This is a genomic window from Actinocorallia libanotica (assembly GCF_039525175.1).
GTDB classification, from domain to species: domain Bacteria; phylum Actinomycetota; class Actinomycetes; order Streptosporangiales; family Streptosporangiaceae; genus Actinocorallia; species Actinocorallia libanotica.
Map to the genome: position 1 here is coordinate 1 of NZ_BAAAHH010000051.1, position 15974 is coordinate 15974.

The window sequence follows — 15974 nt, forward strand, 5'->3', positions numbered from 1 at the left end:
GCTCGGCCGGGGCGGCCGGAGCCGCGGCGTCGGCGGGGGCGTCCACGCGGGGGCCCACGCCGAGCTTCTCCTTGATCTTCTTCTCGATCTCGTCGGCGGTCTCGGGGTGGTTGCGCAGGTAGTTGCGCGCGTTCTCCTTGCCCTGGCCGAGCTGGTCGCCCTCGTAGGTGTACCAGGCGCCGGACTTGCGGACGAAGCCGTGCTCGACGCCGAGGTCGATCAGGCCGCCCTCGCGGCTGATGCCGACGCCGTACAGCAGGTCGAAGTCGGCGACCTTGAAGGGCGGCGCCATCTTGTTCTTCACGACCTTGACGCGGACCCGGTTGCCGACGGCCTCGGTGCCGTCCTTGAGGGTCTCGATGCGGCGCACGTCCAGGCGGACGGAGGAGTAGAACTTCAGCGCCCGGCCACCGGTGGTGGTCTCCGGGGAGCCGAACATGACGCCGACCTTCTCGCGCAGCTGGTTGATGAAGATCGCGGTGGTCTTGGTCTGGTTGATCGCGCCGGTGAGCTTGCGCAGCGCCTGCGACATCAGGCGGGCCTGGAGGCCGACGTGGCTGTCGCCCATGTCGCCCTCGATCTCGGCGCGGGGCACCAGCGCCGCCACCGAGTCGATGACCACCAGGTCGACCGCGCCGGAGCGGATCAGCATGTCGGTGATCTCCAGCGCCTGCTCGCCGGTGTCGGGCTGGGAGACCAGCAGGGACTTGGTGTCCACGCCGAGCTTCTCGGCGTAGTCGGGGTCGAGCGCGTGCTCGGCGTCGACGAAGGCCGCGATGCCGCCCATCCGCTGGATGCTGGCGACCGCGTGCAGCGCCACGGTCGTCTTGCCGGAGGACTCCGGCCCGTAGACCTCCACGACCCGGCCGCGGGGCAGCCCGCCGATGCCGAGCGCGATGTCGAGGGAGATGGCCCCGGTGGGGATCACCTCCATGGGCGCGCGCACCTCGTCGCCGAGGCGCATGATCGAGCCCTTGCCGAACTGGCGCTCGATCTGGGCGAGGGCGGTCTCGAGCGCCTTCTCGCGGTCGTTAGCTGCCATGGTCTGCCCCTGTCGGGTCGTCGTGTTCTTCTTCGGATTCGCCATCTCGGGACCGAAGCTACGCGAGCCCACTGACAAAAAAGCGGCCCTCGAGACAGCGCCACTCTACCGAACATAAATTCGATCGGGACCGGGCTCGCCGAGCCGTCCGGAACCGGCGCGGGAATCAGGCTGCGCGGTAAGGACCCGGCGACGTACCCTGGCGCTCAGGCGATCAAGCGGGGGCTGCCATGACCCTGACCGTTCTGTTCTGCGCCGATCCGCTCGATCCTCGGCGCGTGGATCCGCACTTCGCCCGGGAGGCGGAGACCGTCCGTGCCACGGGCGGCGCCCTCGCGCTGCTCGACCACGACCTGCTGCGGCGCGGCGAGGCGGCCGAGGCGGTGCGCCGCGTCCCGCGCGGCTCGGGCGGCCTGTGGTACCGCGGCTGGATGGTGACGGCGGCGGAGTACCACGCGATGGCCAAGGCGCTGGCCGACCGCGGCGACCACCTCATGACCCCGCCGGACGGCTACCGGCGCGCCCACGAGCTCCCCGGCTGGTACGACACCTTCGCCGGGGTCACCCCGCCGAGCGTCTGGCTGCCGCTCCTGCCGGGAGAGAGGCCCGGACCGCGGCGGCTGGCCGAGGCGGTGCGGGAGCTGGGCGGCGGGCCTGGGGTGGTCAAGGACTACGTCAAGTCCCGCAAGCACGAGTGGGACGAGGCCTGCTACGTGCCCGACCTCGCCGACGCCGGGCACCTGCACCGCGTCGTGGAGCGCATGGTGGAGCTGCAGGGGGAGTTCCTCGCCGGCGGCGTGGTCGTGCGCCGCTTCGAGGACTACGAGACGGCCGAGTCGCGCGTCTGGTGGGTCGACGGCGAGCCCGTCCTCATCGGCCCCCACCCCGACACCCCGGACGCCGAGTGCCTGCCCGCCCTCGACGAGGTGCGGCCCGCGGTCCGCGCCCTGGGATGCCGCTTCGTCACCACGGACCTCGCCCGCCTGCGGGACGGCCGGTGGCGGGTGGTCGAGGTCGGGGACGGCCAGGTCAGCGAGCTGCCGGCCGGCGCGGACGTGGGCGACCTGTACTTCCATCTGCCCGATCCCTCCTGAAGGCGAACCGCGCGAAAAAGTGAACCGAACGGAGCCCGCTGAGGTCACATGAAGGTGTATCGCTGTTCCCGGGCAGTCGATACCCCTACAATTCGTGCGCATCGTTTCAACGGAGGGACCCCCCATGCCCCGGCGACGTATGAGATCCCGAGTGGTCAAGGTCGGCATGCTCGGCACCCTGTCGATGTCCCTCGCCGCCTGCGGCAGCAGCTCCTCTGTCGCGGACTGCGTGGACGGCTACAGCTACCGCGACGGCCGGTACAAGGTCGTCAACGACAGGGACTGCGACTCCCTCAGCGGCGGGCGCTACTTCTGGTACTACGGGGGCACCACGAGCGGTCTCCAGGTCTCCAACGGCACCACGCTCAAGCCGCGCAAGGGCGAGATCAAGTCGAGGGCGGGGCGCGTCCTGCAGCGCGGAGGATTCGGCAGCAAGTCCTCCAGCGGCGGCTGATCCGGTGCGAAGAGAGAGGTCCCGCCCGCGCGACGGCTGGGCGGCGACGGTGGAGTCGCAGGGCCTCGCCTACCACCGCACGGCGCATCCGGAGAACCTGACCCGCCCCTACTGGGACGAGTCCGTGCACTACGTCCTGGAGATGGAGGAGGTCCTCCACCTGGAGGAGGTGGTCGAGGAGCTCCACCGCATGTGCCTCCAGGCCGCCGAGCACGTGGTGCGGACGGGGCGCTACGAGGTGCTCGGCATCGAGGAGCGCCTGGCCCCCCTGATCGAGGAGTCCTGGCGGCGCCGCGACCCGCACGTGTACGGCCGCTTCGACCTGCGCTACGACGGCGCCGGCCCGGCCAAGCTGCTGGAGTACAACGCCGACACCCCCACGTCCCTGGTGGAGAGCTCCGTCATCCAGTGGTTCTGGAAGGAGGACGTCTTCCCGGAGGACGACCAGTGGAACTCCATCCACGAGCGCCTGGTCGACCGCTGGCGGGAGCTGCCGCTGCGGGAGGGCCCCCTGCACTTCGCCTGGACCGAGGCGGACCTGTCGGGTGAGGAGATCATGACCGTCTCCTACCTGCGGGAGACCGCCGAGCAGGCGGGCCGCGAGTGCGTCTCCCTGACGATGGAGTCCGTCGGCTGGGACGGCGAGGACTACCGCGGCCTGGAGGGCGAGCGGATCAAGACGCTCTGCAAGCTCTACCCGTGGGAGTGGATCGTCGGCGAGCCGTTCGGCGCCTTCGTCGACGAGACCGACTGGGTCGAGCCGATGTGGAAGATGCTCCTGTCCAACAAGGGGCTGCTGGTCCTGCTCTGGGAGCTCTTCCCCGGCCACCCCAACCTGCTGCCGGCCTACCTGAACACCCCCGGCGACCTGACCTCCCACATCAGGAAGCCCCTGCTGGGCCGGGAGGGCGCGAGCATGACCATCACCGCGCCCGGCGTCAGCCAGGAGACCGGCGGCCGGTATGGTGCCGAGGGCTTCGTCTTCCAGGAGTTCGCGGCGCTGCCGGAGTTCGACGGCCAGCATCCCGTCCTGGGCGCCTGGGTGGTCGCGGACGAGTCCGCGGGCCTGGGCATCCGGGAGACGTCGGGCCTCATCACCGACGACACGTCCTCGTTCGTCCCGCACCGGATCCCCCAGTAGAGACACCCCTTAAGGAGCCCCCCATGCCTCTCGCTCTCGACAGCGCCTTCGGCGAGGTCCTGGGAGACAACGTCGCCGCGATCCTCGCCTACGCGGGAGTCGGCCTCGTCCTGTTCGTCCTCGGCTTCTACGCCGTGGACCTCGCCACGCCCGGCCGCCTGGTGTCGGTGATCCGGCACGACCGCAACCCGAACGCCTCGCTGCTGGCCGCGGCGGGCATGGCCGCGGTGGGGGTGATCGTGGCGGCGTCCATCTACGCCACGGACGCCGCGCTGACCGAGGGCCTGATCGCCACCGCCGTCTACGGGGTGGTGGGCATCGTCGCGCAGATCGTGGCGATGATCGTCTTCAACCTGCTCATCGGGCTGAAGATCAAGGACCTGTGCCACGAGGAGCACCTGCAGCCGGGCACCTGGATGCTGGCCGTCACCTACGTGATGATCGGCGTGGTGACCGCGCTGGCCGTCATCTGAGCCGCTCGGGCACGTCGAACGCCGCGCAGACCGCCTTCCAGACGGTCCTGGTGTCCACCCCGTCGGCGAACGCCTGCTCGACGGTGCGGCCGCCGAGCCCGGCGATCACCTGGTCCCTGGCGACGCTCTCGGCGTAGTTCTCGCCGAACTGCTGGTTCATCCTGGTCCAGAAAGCCGTCAGTCTCACCGGCCCAGTGTGCCAGGCGCCCGGCGTGGCGGTGACACTTTGCTTTACGGAAGGCCTCCGTGTGGTACATCCAGATGGCAAAGTCTTTACTTGCTCGTTGCATCTCGGGCGGCTCGCGGGGCCGTGAAAAGGGGGCTGCGCCATGCTGAGCGTCGTATTGGGGGCGGCGCTGTTCGTCAGCCTGGTCCTGCTGGCCGTGGTGTTCCTGCGCCGCCCCGCGCTGCGGAGGTCGGCCGAGGCCGAGCTGCGGGGCCTGCGCGAGCAGGCGCTGCGCGAGGGCGAGGAGGCGGCCGCGCGGCTGCGTGACGAGGCGCGCGAGGAGGCGGCCAGGGCCCGCGGCCAGATGGAGGAGCAGGCCCGCGCGCTCCGCGAGGAGGCGCGGGAGCGGCTGGAGGACGTCGAGCGCAGGGCTCGCCGGCTCGCCGAGCGGGAGCAGCGGCTGGACCAGGAGGCCGAACGCCTGGAGGCGCGCCGGGCGGAGCTGGAGAAGCGCCGGGCCGGTCTGGCGGAGCGGTCCGCCGCGCTGGACGGGCGCGAGGCGGCCCTGGGCACCGCGGAGGCCGAGCGCGCCGTGGCCCTGGAGCGGGTGGCGGGGCTCACCGCCGAGCAGGCGCGGGCCGAGCTGGTCGCCCAGATCCGCGACCAGGCCAAGCGCGAGGCGGCGCTGACCGTCCGGGAGATCGAGGGCCAGGCCCGCGAGGAGGGCGAGGCCCGCGCCCGCAAGATCGTCACCATGGCGGTGCAGCGGGTGGCCAGCGAGCAGACCACCGAGTCGGTGGTCTCGGTGCTGCACCTGCCGCACGAGGAGATGAAGGGCCGGATCATCGGCCGCGAGGGCCGCAACATCCGCACCTTCGAGTCGGTCACCGGGGTCAACCTCATCATCGACGACACGCCCGAGGCGGTGCTGCTCAGCTGCTTCGACCCGGTGCGCCGCGAGGTCGCCCGGCTCACCCTGGAGCAGCTGGTGCTGGACGGGCGCATCCACCCCCACCGCATCGAGGAGATCTACGAGCACAGCCTCGCCGAGGTGGAGAACCTGTGCGTCCGGGCGGGCGAGGACGCGCTGGTGGAGGTGGGCATCACCGAGATGCACCCCGAGCTGATCGCCCTGCTGGGCAGGCTGCGCTACCGCACCTCCTACGGGCAGAACGTGCTCAAGCACCTGGTGGAGTCGGCGCACCTGGCCGGCCTCATGGCCGCCGAGCTGCGGCTGCCGGTGGACACCGCCAAGCGCGGCACGCTCCTGCACGACGTCGGCAAGGCGCTCACCCACGAGGTGGAGGGCAGCCACGCCCTGGTGGGCGCGGAGGTCGCGCGCCGCTACGGCGAGCACGAGGACGTCGTCCACGCCATCGAGTCCCACCACAACGAGGTCGAGGTGCGCACGGTCGAGGCGGTCCTCACCCAGGCCGCCGACGCCATCTCCGGCGGGCGCCCCGGGGCGCGCCGCGAGTCGCTGGAGGCCTACGTCCAGCGCCTGGAGGAGCTGGAGCGCATCGCCAAGGACACCCACGAGGGCGTCGAGAAGGTCTTCGCCATGCAGGCGGGCCGGGAGATCCGGGTCATGGTCAAGCCGGGCGCGGTGGACGACGTCCAGGCGCAGATCATCGCCCGCGACATCGCCAAGCAGGTCGAGGACGAGCTGACCTACCCCGGGCAGATCCGCGTCACGGTGGTCCGGGAGTCGCGGGCCACCGAGTACGCGCGCTGAGCGCGCCTCTCAGGCCGCCGGAGGCGCCTCGCCCTCGCTCAGCTTCAGCACCGGCACTCCCTGCGGGGCGAACCCGAGGGTCTGCCCGTAGAAGGACAGCTCGGCCTCCAGGCAGGCCTGCACGGTCTCGGCGCGCCGGAACCCGTGGGACTCGCCCGCGAAGGTGAGGTAGGCGTGGGGCACCTTGTTCTCGGCCAGCGCGGCGGCGAAGCGCTCGGACTGCGCCGGGGGCACCACCGGGTCCTCCAGGCCCTGCAGGAGCAGCACGGGGCAGGAGGTGCGCTCGGCGCGGTTCAGCGGCGAGCGCTCCTCGTAGGCGCGCTCGTAGCCGGGGATGGGGCCGATGAGGCCGAAGGGGTAGCGGGACTCGAAGTCGTGCGTCTCCTTCAGCAGCATCATCGCGTCGCTGACGCCGTAGTAGGAGGTGCAGGCCTTGAAGACGTCGCCGGAGGTGACGGCGGCCAGGGCGGTCCAGCCGCCGGCGCTGCCGCCGCGGATCGCCAGGCGGTCGGGGTGCGCGCGGCCGGTCCTGGCCAGCTCGGCGGCGACCGCCACGGCGTCCTCGACGTCCACCACGCCCCACTGGCGGCGCAGCCGCTCGCGGTAGGCGCGGCCGTAGCCGGTGGAGCCGCCGTAGTCGACCTCCACGACACCGATGCCGCGGCTGGTGAAGTAGGCGCGCTCCAGGCTGAGCGTGGTCGTGGCGCGCCCGGTGGGCCCGCCGTGGACGAACACCACGTACGGCGGCAGCTCGCCCTGGGGGCCGAGCGCGCCCGGGTTGGCGGGCTCGTAGACGTAGGCGTGCACCGGCCGCCCGAACTGGCCCTCGAACTCCTCGGCGCGCGGCGCCGGCAGGTACGCCTCGTCGGGCACCCGCTCGAGCTCGCGGCGCAGCACCGTCACGCGCCCCTGGGAGACCTTCACGACGGACGCGGGCAGCGTCGGGGAGGACCCGATGCCCACGAACGTCGAGCCGTCCGCCGACAGGCTCATCTGCCAGTCGGTGTAGGGCAGGTCGAGCGGCTCCAGCTCCAGGGTGTCGGGGTCGTACAGGCTGAGCCGCTGCGCGCCCTGGCCGTGCATGACCACGAGCCGCCCGTCGTCGAGCAGCGCGTACGGCATGCCGCCCAGCTGCCACAGCGGGCCCGCGAACTCCTCCTCGGCCGGGTAGAGCGCCTGCGGGGACTCCCCGTACAGGCCGACCTGGTAGATGTTCCACCAGCCGGGCCAGTCGGAGGCGACGTACAGGCTCCGGTCGTCGGCCCACAGCGGCGCCAGCACCGACTCGGACATGCCGCCCTTGACCGTGCGGGGGGAGACGACCTTGCCGTCCTGGATCACCCCGACGCGCAGCTCGGTGCCGTCCCACGGCATGCGGGGGTGGTTCCACTGCACCCACGCCAGGTGACCGCCGGAGGGCGAGGGCGAAGGAGAGGCGTAGAAGTCGGTGCCGGTGACCAGCTCGTTGATCGCCCCCGGGTCGTTGGCCGCCCGCCCGTCCAGGGGGATCCCCACGATGGCGCGCCGCACCCCGGGCGTGGCCGCCGCCTCCCCCTCGGCGGCGGGAGCCGCCACATGGCCCTCGCAGACGCACCAGACCTCGGACCCGTCGGGGGAGAGCACGAAGTCGGCGTACCGCAGCCCCCCGGGGATCGCCGGCTCGGGCGTCAGCGGGCGGGGGCGGCCGTCGCGGGAGACCATCAGGTACAGCCGCTGGTCGGCGTAGTTGGCGAAGACGAGACCGCGCGGCGTCGGCAGGTAGGACTTGCCGCCGTACTCGTGCACCCTGCTGCGGGCGTTCCACGGCGCGGGAAGGACCTCGCGCCCGTTGAGCACGACCGTCGTGCGGCCCCCCTCGTCCGGCCGCGTCTCCTGCCACCAGACGCCGTCGCCGTGGGCGGTCGGAAAGCTGAGTCTCAGTCGGTTGCGGGCGACGTCGGCGGCGGAGATAGGGGAAGGCCAGGAACCGTAGGGGGCAACGCGAGCGGTCATACCCGAATCGTCCCGCATGACGAGGCGGATTGGAGCCAAGAACGGACACTTGAGCTCTGAAAGTAACAAGGTCAGGCACCGAGCGGCGGCACCCCGACCACCGGGTCGGCCTTCGCCGGCGCGGCGGAGCTCCGGCTGCGCCTGCCGCGGCCCTCGAGCCACGACGCGAGGCCGCCCAGCGCCAGGTTGAGCGCGATGTAGACGGCCGCCACGACGATCGCCGCCGGGATGATGTTGTTGTAGTTGGCGGGGACGACGCGGAAGCCGGCGTTCAGCAGGTCCTCGTAGGCGATGATGTAGCCCAGCGCGGTGTCCTTCAGCAGCACGACCATCTGGCTGACGATCGCCGGGAGCATCGCGGTGACGGCCTGCGGCAGCAGGACCAGCCGCATGACGCCGCCCTTGCGCAGGCCCAGGGCGTAGGCGGCCTCGGACTGGCCGCGCGGCACCGCGTGGACGCCGGCGCGGAACACCTCGGCCAGCACCGAGCCGTTGTAGAGGGTCAGGCCGATGACCACCGCCCAGAAGGCGGGCATGACCAGGCCGAAGAGCACGAACGACCCGGCCTGGGCGAAGAAGATCATGATGAGGACGGGGACGGCGCGGAAGAACTCCACCACCGCGCCGGACGGCACCCGCAGCCACCGGTGGTCCGACAGGCGGCCCAGGCCGAAGACGACGCCGAACGCCAGGGCCAGCACCGCCGAGACGGCGGCGGCCGACAGCGTCCCCCACAGGCCCGGCAGGATCAGCCCGGTCCACACCTCGGGGTCGAGGAAGGGCTTCCACAGGGCCGCGTCCCACTGCTCGGCGGCCGAGAAGCGCGCCCAGACGAACCAGGCGACCAGCAGCAGGGCGACCACGCCGAGCAGGGCCAGGACGTTGTGCCGCAGCCGGGCCCGCGGCCCCGGCACGTCGAACAGCACACCCGCGCTCATCGGCGCACCGCCAGGCGTCGGGCCAGCCACCCGGTGAGGTAGCCGACCGGCAGGGTGAGGATCATGTAGCCCGCCGCGAATCCGAGGAACACCGTGACGGTGGTTCCGGCGCTCTCATACAGCATGTCCTTCATGACGAACGCGGCTTCCGCGTAGCCGGCGACGATGACGACGGTGGTGTTCTTGGTCAGCGCGATGAGCACGCTGCCCAGCGGGGCGACGACCGCGCGGAAGGCCTGCGGCAGGATCACCGTCCCCATCGACTGGGTGAACGTCAGCCCGATGGCGCGGGCCGCCTCGGCCTGGCCCAGCGGCACGGTGTTGATGCCCGCGCGCAGCGTCTCGCAGACGAAGGTCGAGGTGTAGGCGGTGAGGCCGAGGACGGCCAGCCAGTAGCCGTTGAACGACGGGTCGTAGGCGTCGAAGTTCAGCTGCAGGGTGTTGCTGATGCCCAGCGCGCAGAACAGCAGCACCAGGGTGAGCGGGGTGTTGCGCAGGATGTTGACGTAGACCGTCCCCATCCCGCGCAGCACCGGGACGGGCGAGACCCGCAGCGCGACCAGCAGGGTGCCCAGCAGCAGGGAGAGGACGGCGCTCATCGCCGTCAGCCGGACGGTCGACCAGAAGCCGGCCATGATGGCGTCGAAGTTGTCGATCAGCGCTGACATCGTCCCCTACCCCGCGGCTCTCTTCCTCCCTGGCCGGCCGGCGTCAGGCGCAGCCCTCGAAGGCGGGCGCCTCGGTGGGCAGCTGCAGGCCCTGGGTCTTGCCGAACCACTTGTCCAGCAGCTTGGCCGCGGTGCCGTCCTTGTACATCTCGGTGATGGCGTCGTTGACCGCCTCGCAGCCCGCGGTGTCGCCCTTCTTCAGGCCGACGCCGTACTTCTCGTCGGTGAAGGGGGTGCCGAGGATCTTGTAGTCGCTCGGGCTCTGCGCGGCGAAGCCGGCCAGGATGAGGTCGTCGGTGGTGACGGCGTCGAGCGTGTTGCCCTTGAGCTTGGCGACGCACTCGCTGTAGTTGCCGGCGGGGACGAGCTTGGCCTTGATGCCCTGGCCGTCGGGGGCGGGGTCGGTGATGCGCTTGTAGGAGTTGGATCCCGACGCCTGGCAGATCCGCTTGTCCTTGAGGTCCTCGACCTTGGTCACGGCGGTCTCGTTGCTGCGGACCATGATGTCCTGGTGGGCCACGATGTAGGGGCCGCCGAAGGTCACCTTCTGCTTGCGCTCCTCCAGGATCGAGTAGGTGGCCACGACGAAGTCGACCTGCCCCTGCTGGATGAACGGCTCGCGGTTGGCGGAGATGGTCTCCTTCCAGGTGATGCCGCTCTCGGGCACACCCAGTTTCTCGGCGATGTAGCGGGCGACGTCGACGTCGAAGCCCTCCATGGTGCCGTCGGGCTTCTTGACGCCCATCCCCGGCTGGTCGATCTTCACGCCGACCGTCAGCTTCTTGTCGTTCTTGGCCTTGTCGACGAGGTTGTCGGAGCCGCCTCCGTCGCCGCCGCAGGCGGTCAGCGCGGTGGAGCCCAGGGCTAGGGCGGCCAGTGCAAGGACGATACGGCGCATGGGGGGCAGGGTCCTTTCGTGGAGGTTCCTCTTAGTGCCTGAGGATCTTGGAGAGGAAGTCACGGGCCCGCTCGGTGCGGGGCTCGGTGAAGAACTCCTCGGGGGTGCTCTGCTCGACGATCTGGCCGTCGGCCATGAAGACCACGCGCCGGGCGGCGCTGCGGGCGAAGCCCATCTCGTGGGTGACGACGATCATCGTCATGCCCTCGCGGGCGAGGTCGGTCATGACCTCCAGCACCTCGGCGACCATCTCCGGGTCCAGCGCGGAGGTCGGCTCGTCGAAGAGCATCAGCTTGGGCCGCATCGCCAGCGCGCGGGCGATGGCGGCGCGCTGCTGCTGGCCGCCCGACAGCTGGGCGGGGTACTTGCCGGCCTGCGAGGCGATGCCGACGCGCTCCAGCAGGACCATGGCCTCCTTCTCGGCCTGGGCCTTGGCGACCTTGCGCACCTTGACCGGGCCGAGCGTGACGTTCTGCAGGATCGTCTTGTGCGCGAAGAGGTTGAAGCTCTGGAAGACCATGCCGACCTCGGAGCGCAGTCCCGCCAGGGCCCTGCCCTCCTGCGGCAGGGGCCGCCCGTCGAGGGTGATCGTCCCGGAGTCGATCGTCTCCAGGCGGTTGATCGTCCGGCAGAGGGTGGACTTGCCGCCTCCGGACGGACCGATCACCACGACGACCTCGCCGCGGTCGATCGCGAGGTCGATGTCCTTGAGCACGTGGAGATCGCCGAAATGCTTGTTGACGTTCTCCAGCACCACGAGAGGCCCGTCGCTGTCCGTCATACGAAATGACGGTACGGGAGAGTTTCGGGTCACGGGAGGGTCTCGGCGGTCTCTATCTGATCACGAGAATGTCAGTCTGGCCGCGGGGCGCGCACGGGTACCCTGGGAGCGCCATGAACGTCATGAATCCCGCTCCCACCGCCGAGGCGCCTCGCACCTACGAGATCCGCACCTACGGCTGCCAGATGAACGTCCACGACTCCGAGCGCCTGGCCGGGTTGCTGGAGTCCGCCGGATACGTCAAGGCGGACGGCGAGCCGGACGTCGTCGTCTTCAACACCTGCGCGGTGCGGGAGAACGCCGACAACCGGCTGTACGGCAACCTGGGACACCTGCGCAGGCAGGCCGAGAACGGCCTGCAGATCGCGGTGGGCGGCTGCCTGGCCCAGAAGGACCGCGACACGATCGTCAAGCGGGCGCCCTGGGTGGACGTGGTGTTCGGCACCCACAACATCGGCGCGCTGCCGGTGCTGCTGGAGCGGGCGCGCGTTCGGCAGGAGGCGCAGGTCGAGATCGAGGAGGCCCTGTCGGTCTTCCCCTCGACGCTGCCGACCCGCCGCGAGTCCCCGTACGCCGCCTGGGTGTCGGTCTCGGTGGGCTGCAACAACACCTGCACGTTCTGCATCGTGCCCTCCCTGCGCGGCAAGGAGAAGGACCGCCGGCCCGGCGAGATCCTCGCCGAGGTCGAGGCCCTGGTGGCCGACGGCGTGCTCGAGGTGACGCTGCTGGGCCAGAACGTCAACGCCTACGGCTCGGAGTTCGGCGACAAGGCGGCGTTCGCCAAGCTGCTGCGCGCCTGCGGCCAGGTCGACGGCCTGGAGCGGGTGCGCTTCACCTCCCCGCACCCCAAGGACTTCACCGACGACGTGATCGCGGCGATGGCCGAGACCCCCAACGTCATGCCCTCCCTGCACATGCCGCTGCAGTCCGGCTCGGACGCGGTGCTGCGCGCGATGCGCCGCTCCTACCGCCAGGAGCGCTACCTGGGCATCATCGACCGGGTGCGGGCCGCCATCCCGGACGCGGCGATCACCACCGACATCATCGTGGGCTTCCCCGGCGAGACCGAGGAGGACTTCGAGCAGACCCTCCACGTGGTGCGCGAGGCGCGGTTCTCCTCGGCCTTCACCTTCCAGTACTCCAAGCGCCCCGGCACCCCGGCGGCGACGATGGAGGACCAGGTGCCCAAGGAGGTCGTCCAGGCCCGCTACGAGCGGCTGGTGGAGCTGCAGGAGCAGATCTCCTGGGACGAGAACAAGAAGCAGGTCGGCCGCACCCTGGAGCTCCTGGTGGCCGAGGGCGAGGGCAGCAAGGACGGCGCCACGCGGCGCCTGTCCGGGCGCGCCCCCGACAACCGGCTCGTGCACTTCCAGCGCCCCGGCGAGGAGGTGCGCCCCGGCGACCTGGTGACGGTCGAGGTCACCTACGCCGCCCCGCACCACCTGCTGGCCGACGCGCCCGTGCGCTCCGTCCGGCGGACCCGGGCCGGGGACGCCTGGCAGGCGCGTCAGGAGGCGCCCTCGCAGGGCGGCGCGGTGGCGCTGGGCATGCCGAAGATCGGCGCTCCGGCGCCCGCTCCCGCGGCCTCCGGCTGCTCCACCTGCCCCTGAGGAGGCGCACGTGCTGATCGGCGCCGCGGTGTGCCCCCATCCGCCTCTGCTCGTGCCCGAGCTCGCCGGGGAGGCCGCGGACGAGCTGGCCGGCCTGCGCGAGGCCTGCCACCGGGCGATCGCGCCGCTGCTGGAGGCCGAAAGGCTCGTGGTGGTGGGCGGCGGTTCCGCCACGCGCGCCCACGGCCCCTCGGCCGCGGGCACGTTCCGCCCCTACGGGCTGGACCTCCGGGTCGGGCCGGGCGAGCCGGTGCTGCCGCTGTCCCTGACGGTCGGCCGCTGGCTGCTGGGCGAGGCGCCGGTCGCGCGCTTCCAGGAGGTGGCCTTCGACGCCGCGCCCGCCGACTGCCTGGCGCTCGGCCGCGAGCTGGCCCGCGAGGACGTGGCGCTGCTGGTCATGGGCGACGGCTCGGCCTGCCGCGACGAGAAGGCGCCCGGCTATCTGGACGAGCGGGCGGGCCCGTACGACCACGAGGTGGCGCGGGCGCTGGAGCAGGCCGACGCCGCCGCGCTCGGCCGGCTCGATCCCGCGCTGTCGCGGGAGCTGATGGCGGCCGGACGGGCGGCGTGGCAGGTCCTGGCCGGCGCCGCGGCGGGCGGGGAAGGGCGGCTGCGCGGCGAACTGCTGGCCGCCGAGGCCCCTTACGGCGTCGGCTACTTCGTGGCCGCCTGGACGTAGCCGGGCGCGACCGGTCCGCCGGGACCCGCCGGTCCGCCGGAAGTCACCGGTCCGCCGGGGATCACCGGTCCACCCGGGATCACCGGGGCGGCTGCTGCTGGCGCTGCCGCTGGGCCTGCTGGGCCGCCGCCTCCTTGGCCCGCCGCTGCACCTCGTCGACCTGCCCCCGGTACTTGCTGCCGGTCTTGCGGTCGAACATGTCGCCGGCCTTGTCGATCGCGGGGCCCGCCTTGTCCCCGTGCTTGCCCAGCAGGTCCATGAACTTCTGGACGATGCTCATCCTCGGTCCCCCGATACTGGTTCGGGCGGCGCCGTCCGGTGGCGTCCGCCGATCTCACCTGTACCTACCCACGAACCTGCCACCACCCCTATCTGTGGAAACGATTATTCGTGAACGTGATCTCTGTCGTCGGGCCCACCGCGGCGGGCAAGTCGGACCTGGCCGTCGATCTGGCACTGCGCCTGGGCGGTGAGGCCGTCAACACCGACTCCATGCAGCTCTACCGGGGCATGGACATCGGCACCGCCAAGCTGACCGTCGCCGAGCGGCGCGGGGTGCCCCACCACCTGCTGGACGTCTGGGACGTCACGGAGCCCGCCAGCGTCGCGGAGTACCAGCGGAGGGCGCACGAGGTGATCGCGGAGGTCCGGGGCCGGGGGCGGGTGCCCGTCCTGGTCGGCGGGTCGGGGCTCTACGTGCGGGCGGCGCTGGACGACCTGGACTTCCCCGGCACGGATCCCGGGATCAGGGCGCGGCTGGAGGCCGAACTGGCCGAACAGGGTTCGGGCGCGCTGTTCGCCCGGTTGAAGGAAGCAGATCCCGAGGCGGCGCAGGCGATCCTGCCGAGCAACGGGCGGCGGATCGTGCGGGCCCTGGAGGTCATCGAGCTGACCGGGCGGCCCTTCACCGCCAGCCTGCCCCAGCACCGGTACCGGGATCCCGAGACGGTGCAGCTGGGCCTGCTGGTGCCCCGTCCGGAGCTCGACGAGCGGATCGCGCTGCGGGTCGACCGCATGTGGGAGGCGGGGTTCGTCGCGGAGGTGGCGGCGCTGGAGGAGGCGGGCCTGCGCGCGGGCCGCACCGCCTCGGCCGCGCTCGGCTACGCCCAGGTGCTGCGCTTCCTGGCCGGGGAGTGGAGCGAGGAGCAGGCCCGGGAGGAGACGGTCCGCGCGACACGGCGCTTCGCCCGCCGCCAGGAGTCGTGGTTCCGCCGCGACGCGCGCATCCACTGGCTGCCCTACGACGCGCCCGACCTGCTGGAGCGCGCGCTGGACCGGTGCGGAAGCGGGTCCGGGGCGCCCGCCGCCCGACGGTTGCCCTAGCCTGCTTTCCGAATCATATTCGGTTTGGAGAGGAGGGGCCATGACGCCACCCGCGACCACGGCCTGGAGCGTCAAGGACCGGATCCAGGAGCTCGGCGGGGCGTTCATGTTCTCCCGCGAGGCCAGGGCCTTCGGGGAGGGCACGGGGGTCCCGGGCTTCATGGGGCCGTACATGAAGGGCCGCTGCGGCGTGCTCGGCGACGTCGACGCCGACGTGGTGGCCTCGGCCGTGGGCTTCTTCCACCCGGGGGCGGTCCGGGAGGCCTGGGAGTCCGTCGCGATGCCCGCCACGCAGGCCGCGGAGGGCTACCTGCACGCCTGCCACGAGTTCGGACGGCGCAGGCTCGCCGCCTTCGACGGAGCCGGGCGGCTGGCCGAACTGCTGCTGGCCGTCGTCCGCCACGGCGACGCCACCGGCGCCCCCCTGTTCGCCGGGTGGCGGGCCATGCCGCTCGCCGAGGACGCCCCCGCCCGGGTCCTGCAGCTCGTGCACACCCTGCGGGAGTTCCGCGGCGGGCTGCACTTCCTGGCGGTCCGGGCCGCGGGCCTGGCGCCGGCGCAGGCCGTCCTGATCGGCGGCTCGCCCATGTTCGGCGCGCGCGACCAGGCGCTGCTCTACGGCTGGCCGGAGTCGGAGCTCGGCGAGGTCACCGACGGGCAGCGGGCACGCTGGCAGGAAGCCGAGCTGCTCACCGACCGGCTCGCCCAGCAGGCGTTCTCCGTGCTCGACGAGGCCGAGGGCGAGGAGCTCGCGGCGCTCGTGACGGCGGCGCACGCGGCGGGGCTCTCCCGCTGAGGAGGGGCGCCCGGACTGTCCCTCGCGGGAGACCCGTCGAGAACGGGACAGTTGTCCCTTAGGGGCGGGATCGCCGGGCCCGTACCTTCTTCTTCTGTAAGGGGGTACGCACGCCACCGGGTCGGGAGCCCCGGAACGAGCGGCGAACCAGAGGGGCCGGCGGTCATACTCTTGGCGGGGGACG

At 71.9% G+C, this 15974-nt stretch carries 17 protein-coding genes; 9 read left to right on the top strand and 8 right to left on the bottom strand.

Annotated elements, in window-relative coordinates:
- Window positions 1-1042, bottom strand: a 1042-nt coding sequence (gene recA / locus ABD140_RS35730; protein WP_344246668.1) for a recombinase RecA, incomplete at its 3' end; no start/stop codon positions are given.
- Window positions 1043-1272: 230 nt separating this feature from the next.
- On the opposite strand from recA, the gene ABD140_RS35735 reads away from it, so the two are divergent.
- The 4 genes from ABD140_RS35735 to ABD140_RS35750 all read left to right on the top strand — a co-directional run bounded on the left by ABD140_RS35735 (window position 1273) and on the right by ABD140_RS35750 (window position 4204).
- Window positions 1273-2136, top strand: a complete 864-nt coding sequence (locus ABD140_RS35735) for an ATP-grasp domain-containing protein (RefSeq protein WP_344246670.1) — start codon at window positions 1273-1275, stop codon at window positions 2134-2136.
- 139 nt (window positions 2137-2275) lie between these two features.
- A complete protein-coding gene (locus ABD140_RS35740; RefSeq protein ID WP_344246673.1) occupies window positions 2276-2590 on the top strand; it encodes a hypothetical protein in 315 nt (104 codons plus the stop codon).
- A gap of 4 nt (window positions 2591-2594) precedes the next feature.
- Window positions 2595-3731: a glutathionylspermidine synthase family protein gene (locus ABD140_RS35745; RefSeq protein WP_344246675.1), complete on the top strand. Its 1137-nt coding sequence runs from the start codon at window positions 2595-2597 to the stop codon at window positions 3729-3731.
- 23 nt (window positions 3732-3754) lie between these two features.
- Complete coding sequence (locus ABD140_RS35750) at window positions 3755-4204, top strand: DUF350 domain-containing protein (RefSeq protein ID WP_344246677.1); 450 nt, start codon at window positions 3755-3757, stop codon at window positions 4202-4204.
- Here the strand turns inward: ABD140_RS35750 and ABD140_RS35755 are convergent.
- Window positions 4197-4391 carry a DUF3046 domain-containing protein gene (locus tag ABD140_RS35755; protein WP_344246679.1) on the bottom strand — a complete coding sequence of 65 codons (195 nt, stop codon included), beginning with the start codon at window positions 4389-4391 and terminating at the stop codon, window positions 4197-4199. The two genes, ABD140_RS35750 and ABD140_RS35755, sit on opposite strands and share 8 nt — an antisense overlap.
- Window positions 4392-4533: 142 nt before the next feature.
- Between ABD140_RS35755 and rny the strand changes: the two genes are divergently transcribed.
- Window positions 4534-6105, top strand: a complete 1572-nt coding sequence (gene rny, locus ABD140_RS35760; RefSeq protein ID WP_344246681.1) for a ribonuclease Y — start codon at window positions 4534-4536, stop codon at window positions 6103-6105.
- Between the two features lie 9 nt (window positions 6106-6114).
- On the opposite strand, the gene ABD140_RS35765 is transcribed toward rny, so the two are convergent.
- The 5 genes from ABD140_RS35765 to ABD140_RS35785 form a co-directional block, all read right to left on the bottom strand.
- Window positions 6115-8097 carry a S9 family peptidase gene (locus tag ABD140_RS35765; protein WP_344246683.1) on the bottom strand — a complete coding sequence of 661 codons (1983 nt, stop codon included), beginning with the start codon at window positions 8095-8097 and terminating at the stop codon, window positions 6115-6117.
- Between the two features lie 71 nt (window positions 8098-8168).
- On the bottom strand, window positions 8169-9035 hold the full coding sequence (locus tag ABD140_RS35770; RefSeq protein ID WP_344246685.1) for an amino acid ABC transporter permease: 867 nt from the start codon (window positions 9033-9035) through the stop codon (window positions 8169-8171).
- Window positions 9032-9703: an amino acid ABC transporter permease gene (locus tag ABD140_RS35775; protein ID WP_344246687.1), complete on the bottom strand. Its 672-nt coding sequence runs from the start codon at window positions 9701-9703 to the stop codon at window positions 9032-9034. The genes ABD140_RS35770 and ABD140_RS35775 overlap by 4 nt, the downstream gene beginning before the upstream one ends.
- Before the next feature lie 43 nt (window positions 9704-9746).
- On the bottom strand, window positions 9747-10601 hold the full coding sequence (locus tag ABD140_RS35780; protein ID WP_344246689.1) for a glutamate ABC transporter substrate-binding protein: 855 nt from the start codon (window positions 10599-10601) through the stop codon (window positions 9747-9749).
- Between the two features lie 31 nt (window positions 10602-10632).
- Window positions 10633-11382, bottom strand: a complete 750-nt coding sequence (locus tag ABD140_RS35785) for an amino acid ABC transporter ATP-binding protein (RefSeq protein ID WP_344246691.1) — start codon at window positions 11380-11382, stop codon at window positions 10633-10635.
- Between the two features lie 113 nt (window positions 11383-11495).
- Here ABD140_RS35785 and miaB point away from each other — a divergent pair, with 113 nt between their 5' ends.
- Together miaB and ABD140_RS35795 are read left to right on the top strand one after the other, a co-directional pair.
- Window positions 11496-12992 (top strand): tRNA (N6-isopentenyl adenosine(37)-C2)-methylthiotransferase MiaB, encoded by a 1497-nt coding sequence (miaB, locus tag ABD140_RS35790; RefSeq protein WP_425544188.1) that lies wholly within the window; start codon window positions 11496-11498, stop codon window positions 12990-12992.
- Window positions 12993-13002: 10 nt separating this feature from the next.
- Window positions 13003-13671, top strand: coding sequence for a class III extradiol dioxygenase subunit B-like domain-containing protein (locus tag ABD140_RS35795; protein ID WP_344246693.1), 669 nt, complete (start codon window positions 13003-13005; stop codon window positions 13669-13671).
- A gap of 79 nt (window positions 13672-13750) precedes the next feature.
- Here ABD140_RS35795 and ABD140_RS35800 read toward each other — a convergent pair whose 3' ends face one another.
- Window positions 13751-13951, bottom strand: a complete 201-nt coding sequence (locus ABD140_RS35800) for an antitoxin (RefSeq protein ID WP_344246695.1) — start codon at window positions 13949-13951, stop codon at window positions 13751-13753.
- 116 nt (window positions 13952-14067) lie between these two features.
- Here ABD140_RS35800 and miaA point away from each other — a divergent pair, with 116 nt between their 5' ends.
- Together miaA and ABD140_RS35810 are read left to right on the top strand one after the other, a co-directional pair.
- Window positions 14068-14994 (top strand): tRNA (adenosine(37)-N6)-dimethylallyltransferase MiaA, encoded by a 927-nt coding sequence (gene miaA, locus ABD140_RS35805; protein ID WP_344246731.1) that lies wholly within the window; start codon window positions 14068-14070, stop codon window positions 14992-14994.
- A 40-nt stretch (window positions 14995-15034) separates the two neighbouring features.
- Window positions 15035-15790 (top strand): SCO6745 family protein, encoded by a 756-nt coding sequence (locus ABD140_RS35810; protein ID WP_344246697.1) that lies wholly within the window; start codon window positions 15035-15037, stop codon window positions 15788-15790.
- The last annotated feature ends 184 nt before the right edge of the window (window positions 15791-15974 follow it).

Coding starts and splice junctions, on each gene's coding strand:
- miaB (WP_425544188.1), top strand. CDS start 11,496: ATGAACGTCATGAATCCCGCTCCCACCGCCGAGGCGCCTCGCACCTAC.
- ABD140_RS35810 (WP_344246697.1), top strand. CDS start 15,035: ATGACGCCACCCGCGACCACGGCCTGGAGCGTCAAGGACCGGATCCAG.
- ABD140_RS35735 (WP_344246670.1), top strand. CDS start 1,273: ATGACCCTGACCGTTCTGTTCTGCGCCGATCCGCTCGATCCTCGGCGC.
- ABD140_RS35770 (WP_344246685.1), bottom strand. CDS start 9,035: ATGAGCGCGGGTGTGCTGTTCGACGTGCCGGGGCCGCGGGCCCGGCTG.
- rny (WP_344246681.1), top strand. CDS start 4,534: ATGCTGAGCGTCGTATTGGGGGCGGCGCTGTTCGTCAGCCTGGTCCTG.
- ABD140_RS35750 (WP_344246677.1), top strand. CDS start 3,755: ATGCCTCTCGCTCTCGACAGCGCCTTCGGCGAGGTCCTGGGAGACAAC.
- ABD140_RS35765 (WP_344246683.1), bottom strand. CDS start 8,097: ATGACCGCTCGCGTTGCCCCCTACGGTTCCTGGCCTTCCCCTATCTCC.
- ABD140_RS35800 (WP_344246695.1), bottom strand. CDS start 13,951: ATGAGCATCGTCCAGAAGTTCATGGACCTGCTGGGCAAGCACGGGGAC.
- ABD140_RS35785 (WP_344246691.1), bottom strand. CDS start 11,382: ATGACGGACAGCGACGGGCCTCTCGTGGTGCTGGAGAACGTCAACAAG.
- ABD140_RS35780 (WP_344246689.1), bottom strand. CDS start 10,601: ATGCGCCGTATCGTCCTTGCACTGGCCGCCCTAGCCCTGGGCTCCACC.
- ABD140_RS35775 (WP_344246687.1), bottom strand. CDS start 9,703: ATGTCAGCGCTGATCGACAACTTCGACGCCATCATGGCCGGCTTCTGG.
- ABD140_RS35740 (WP_344246673.1), top strand. CDS start 2,276: ATGAGATCCCGAGTGGTCAAGGTCGGCATGCTCGGCACCCTGTCGATG.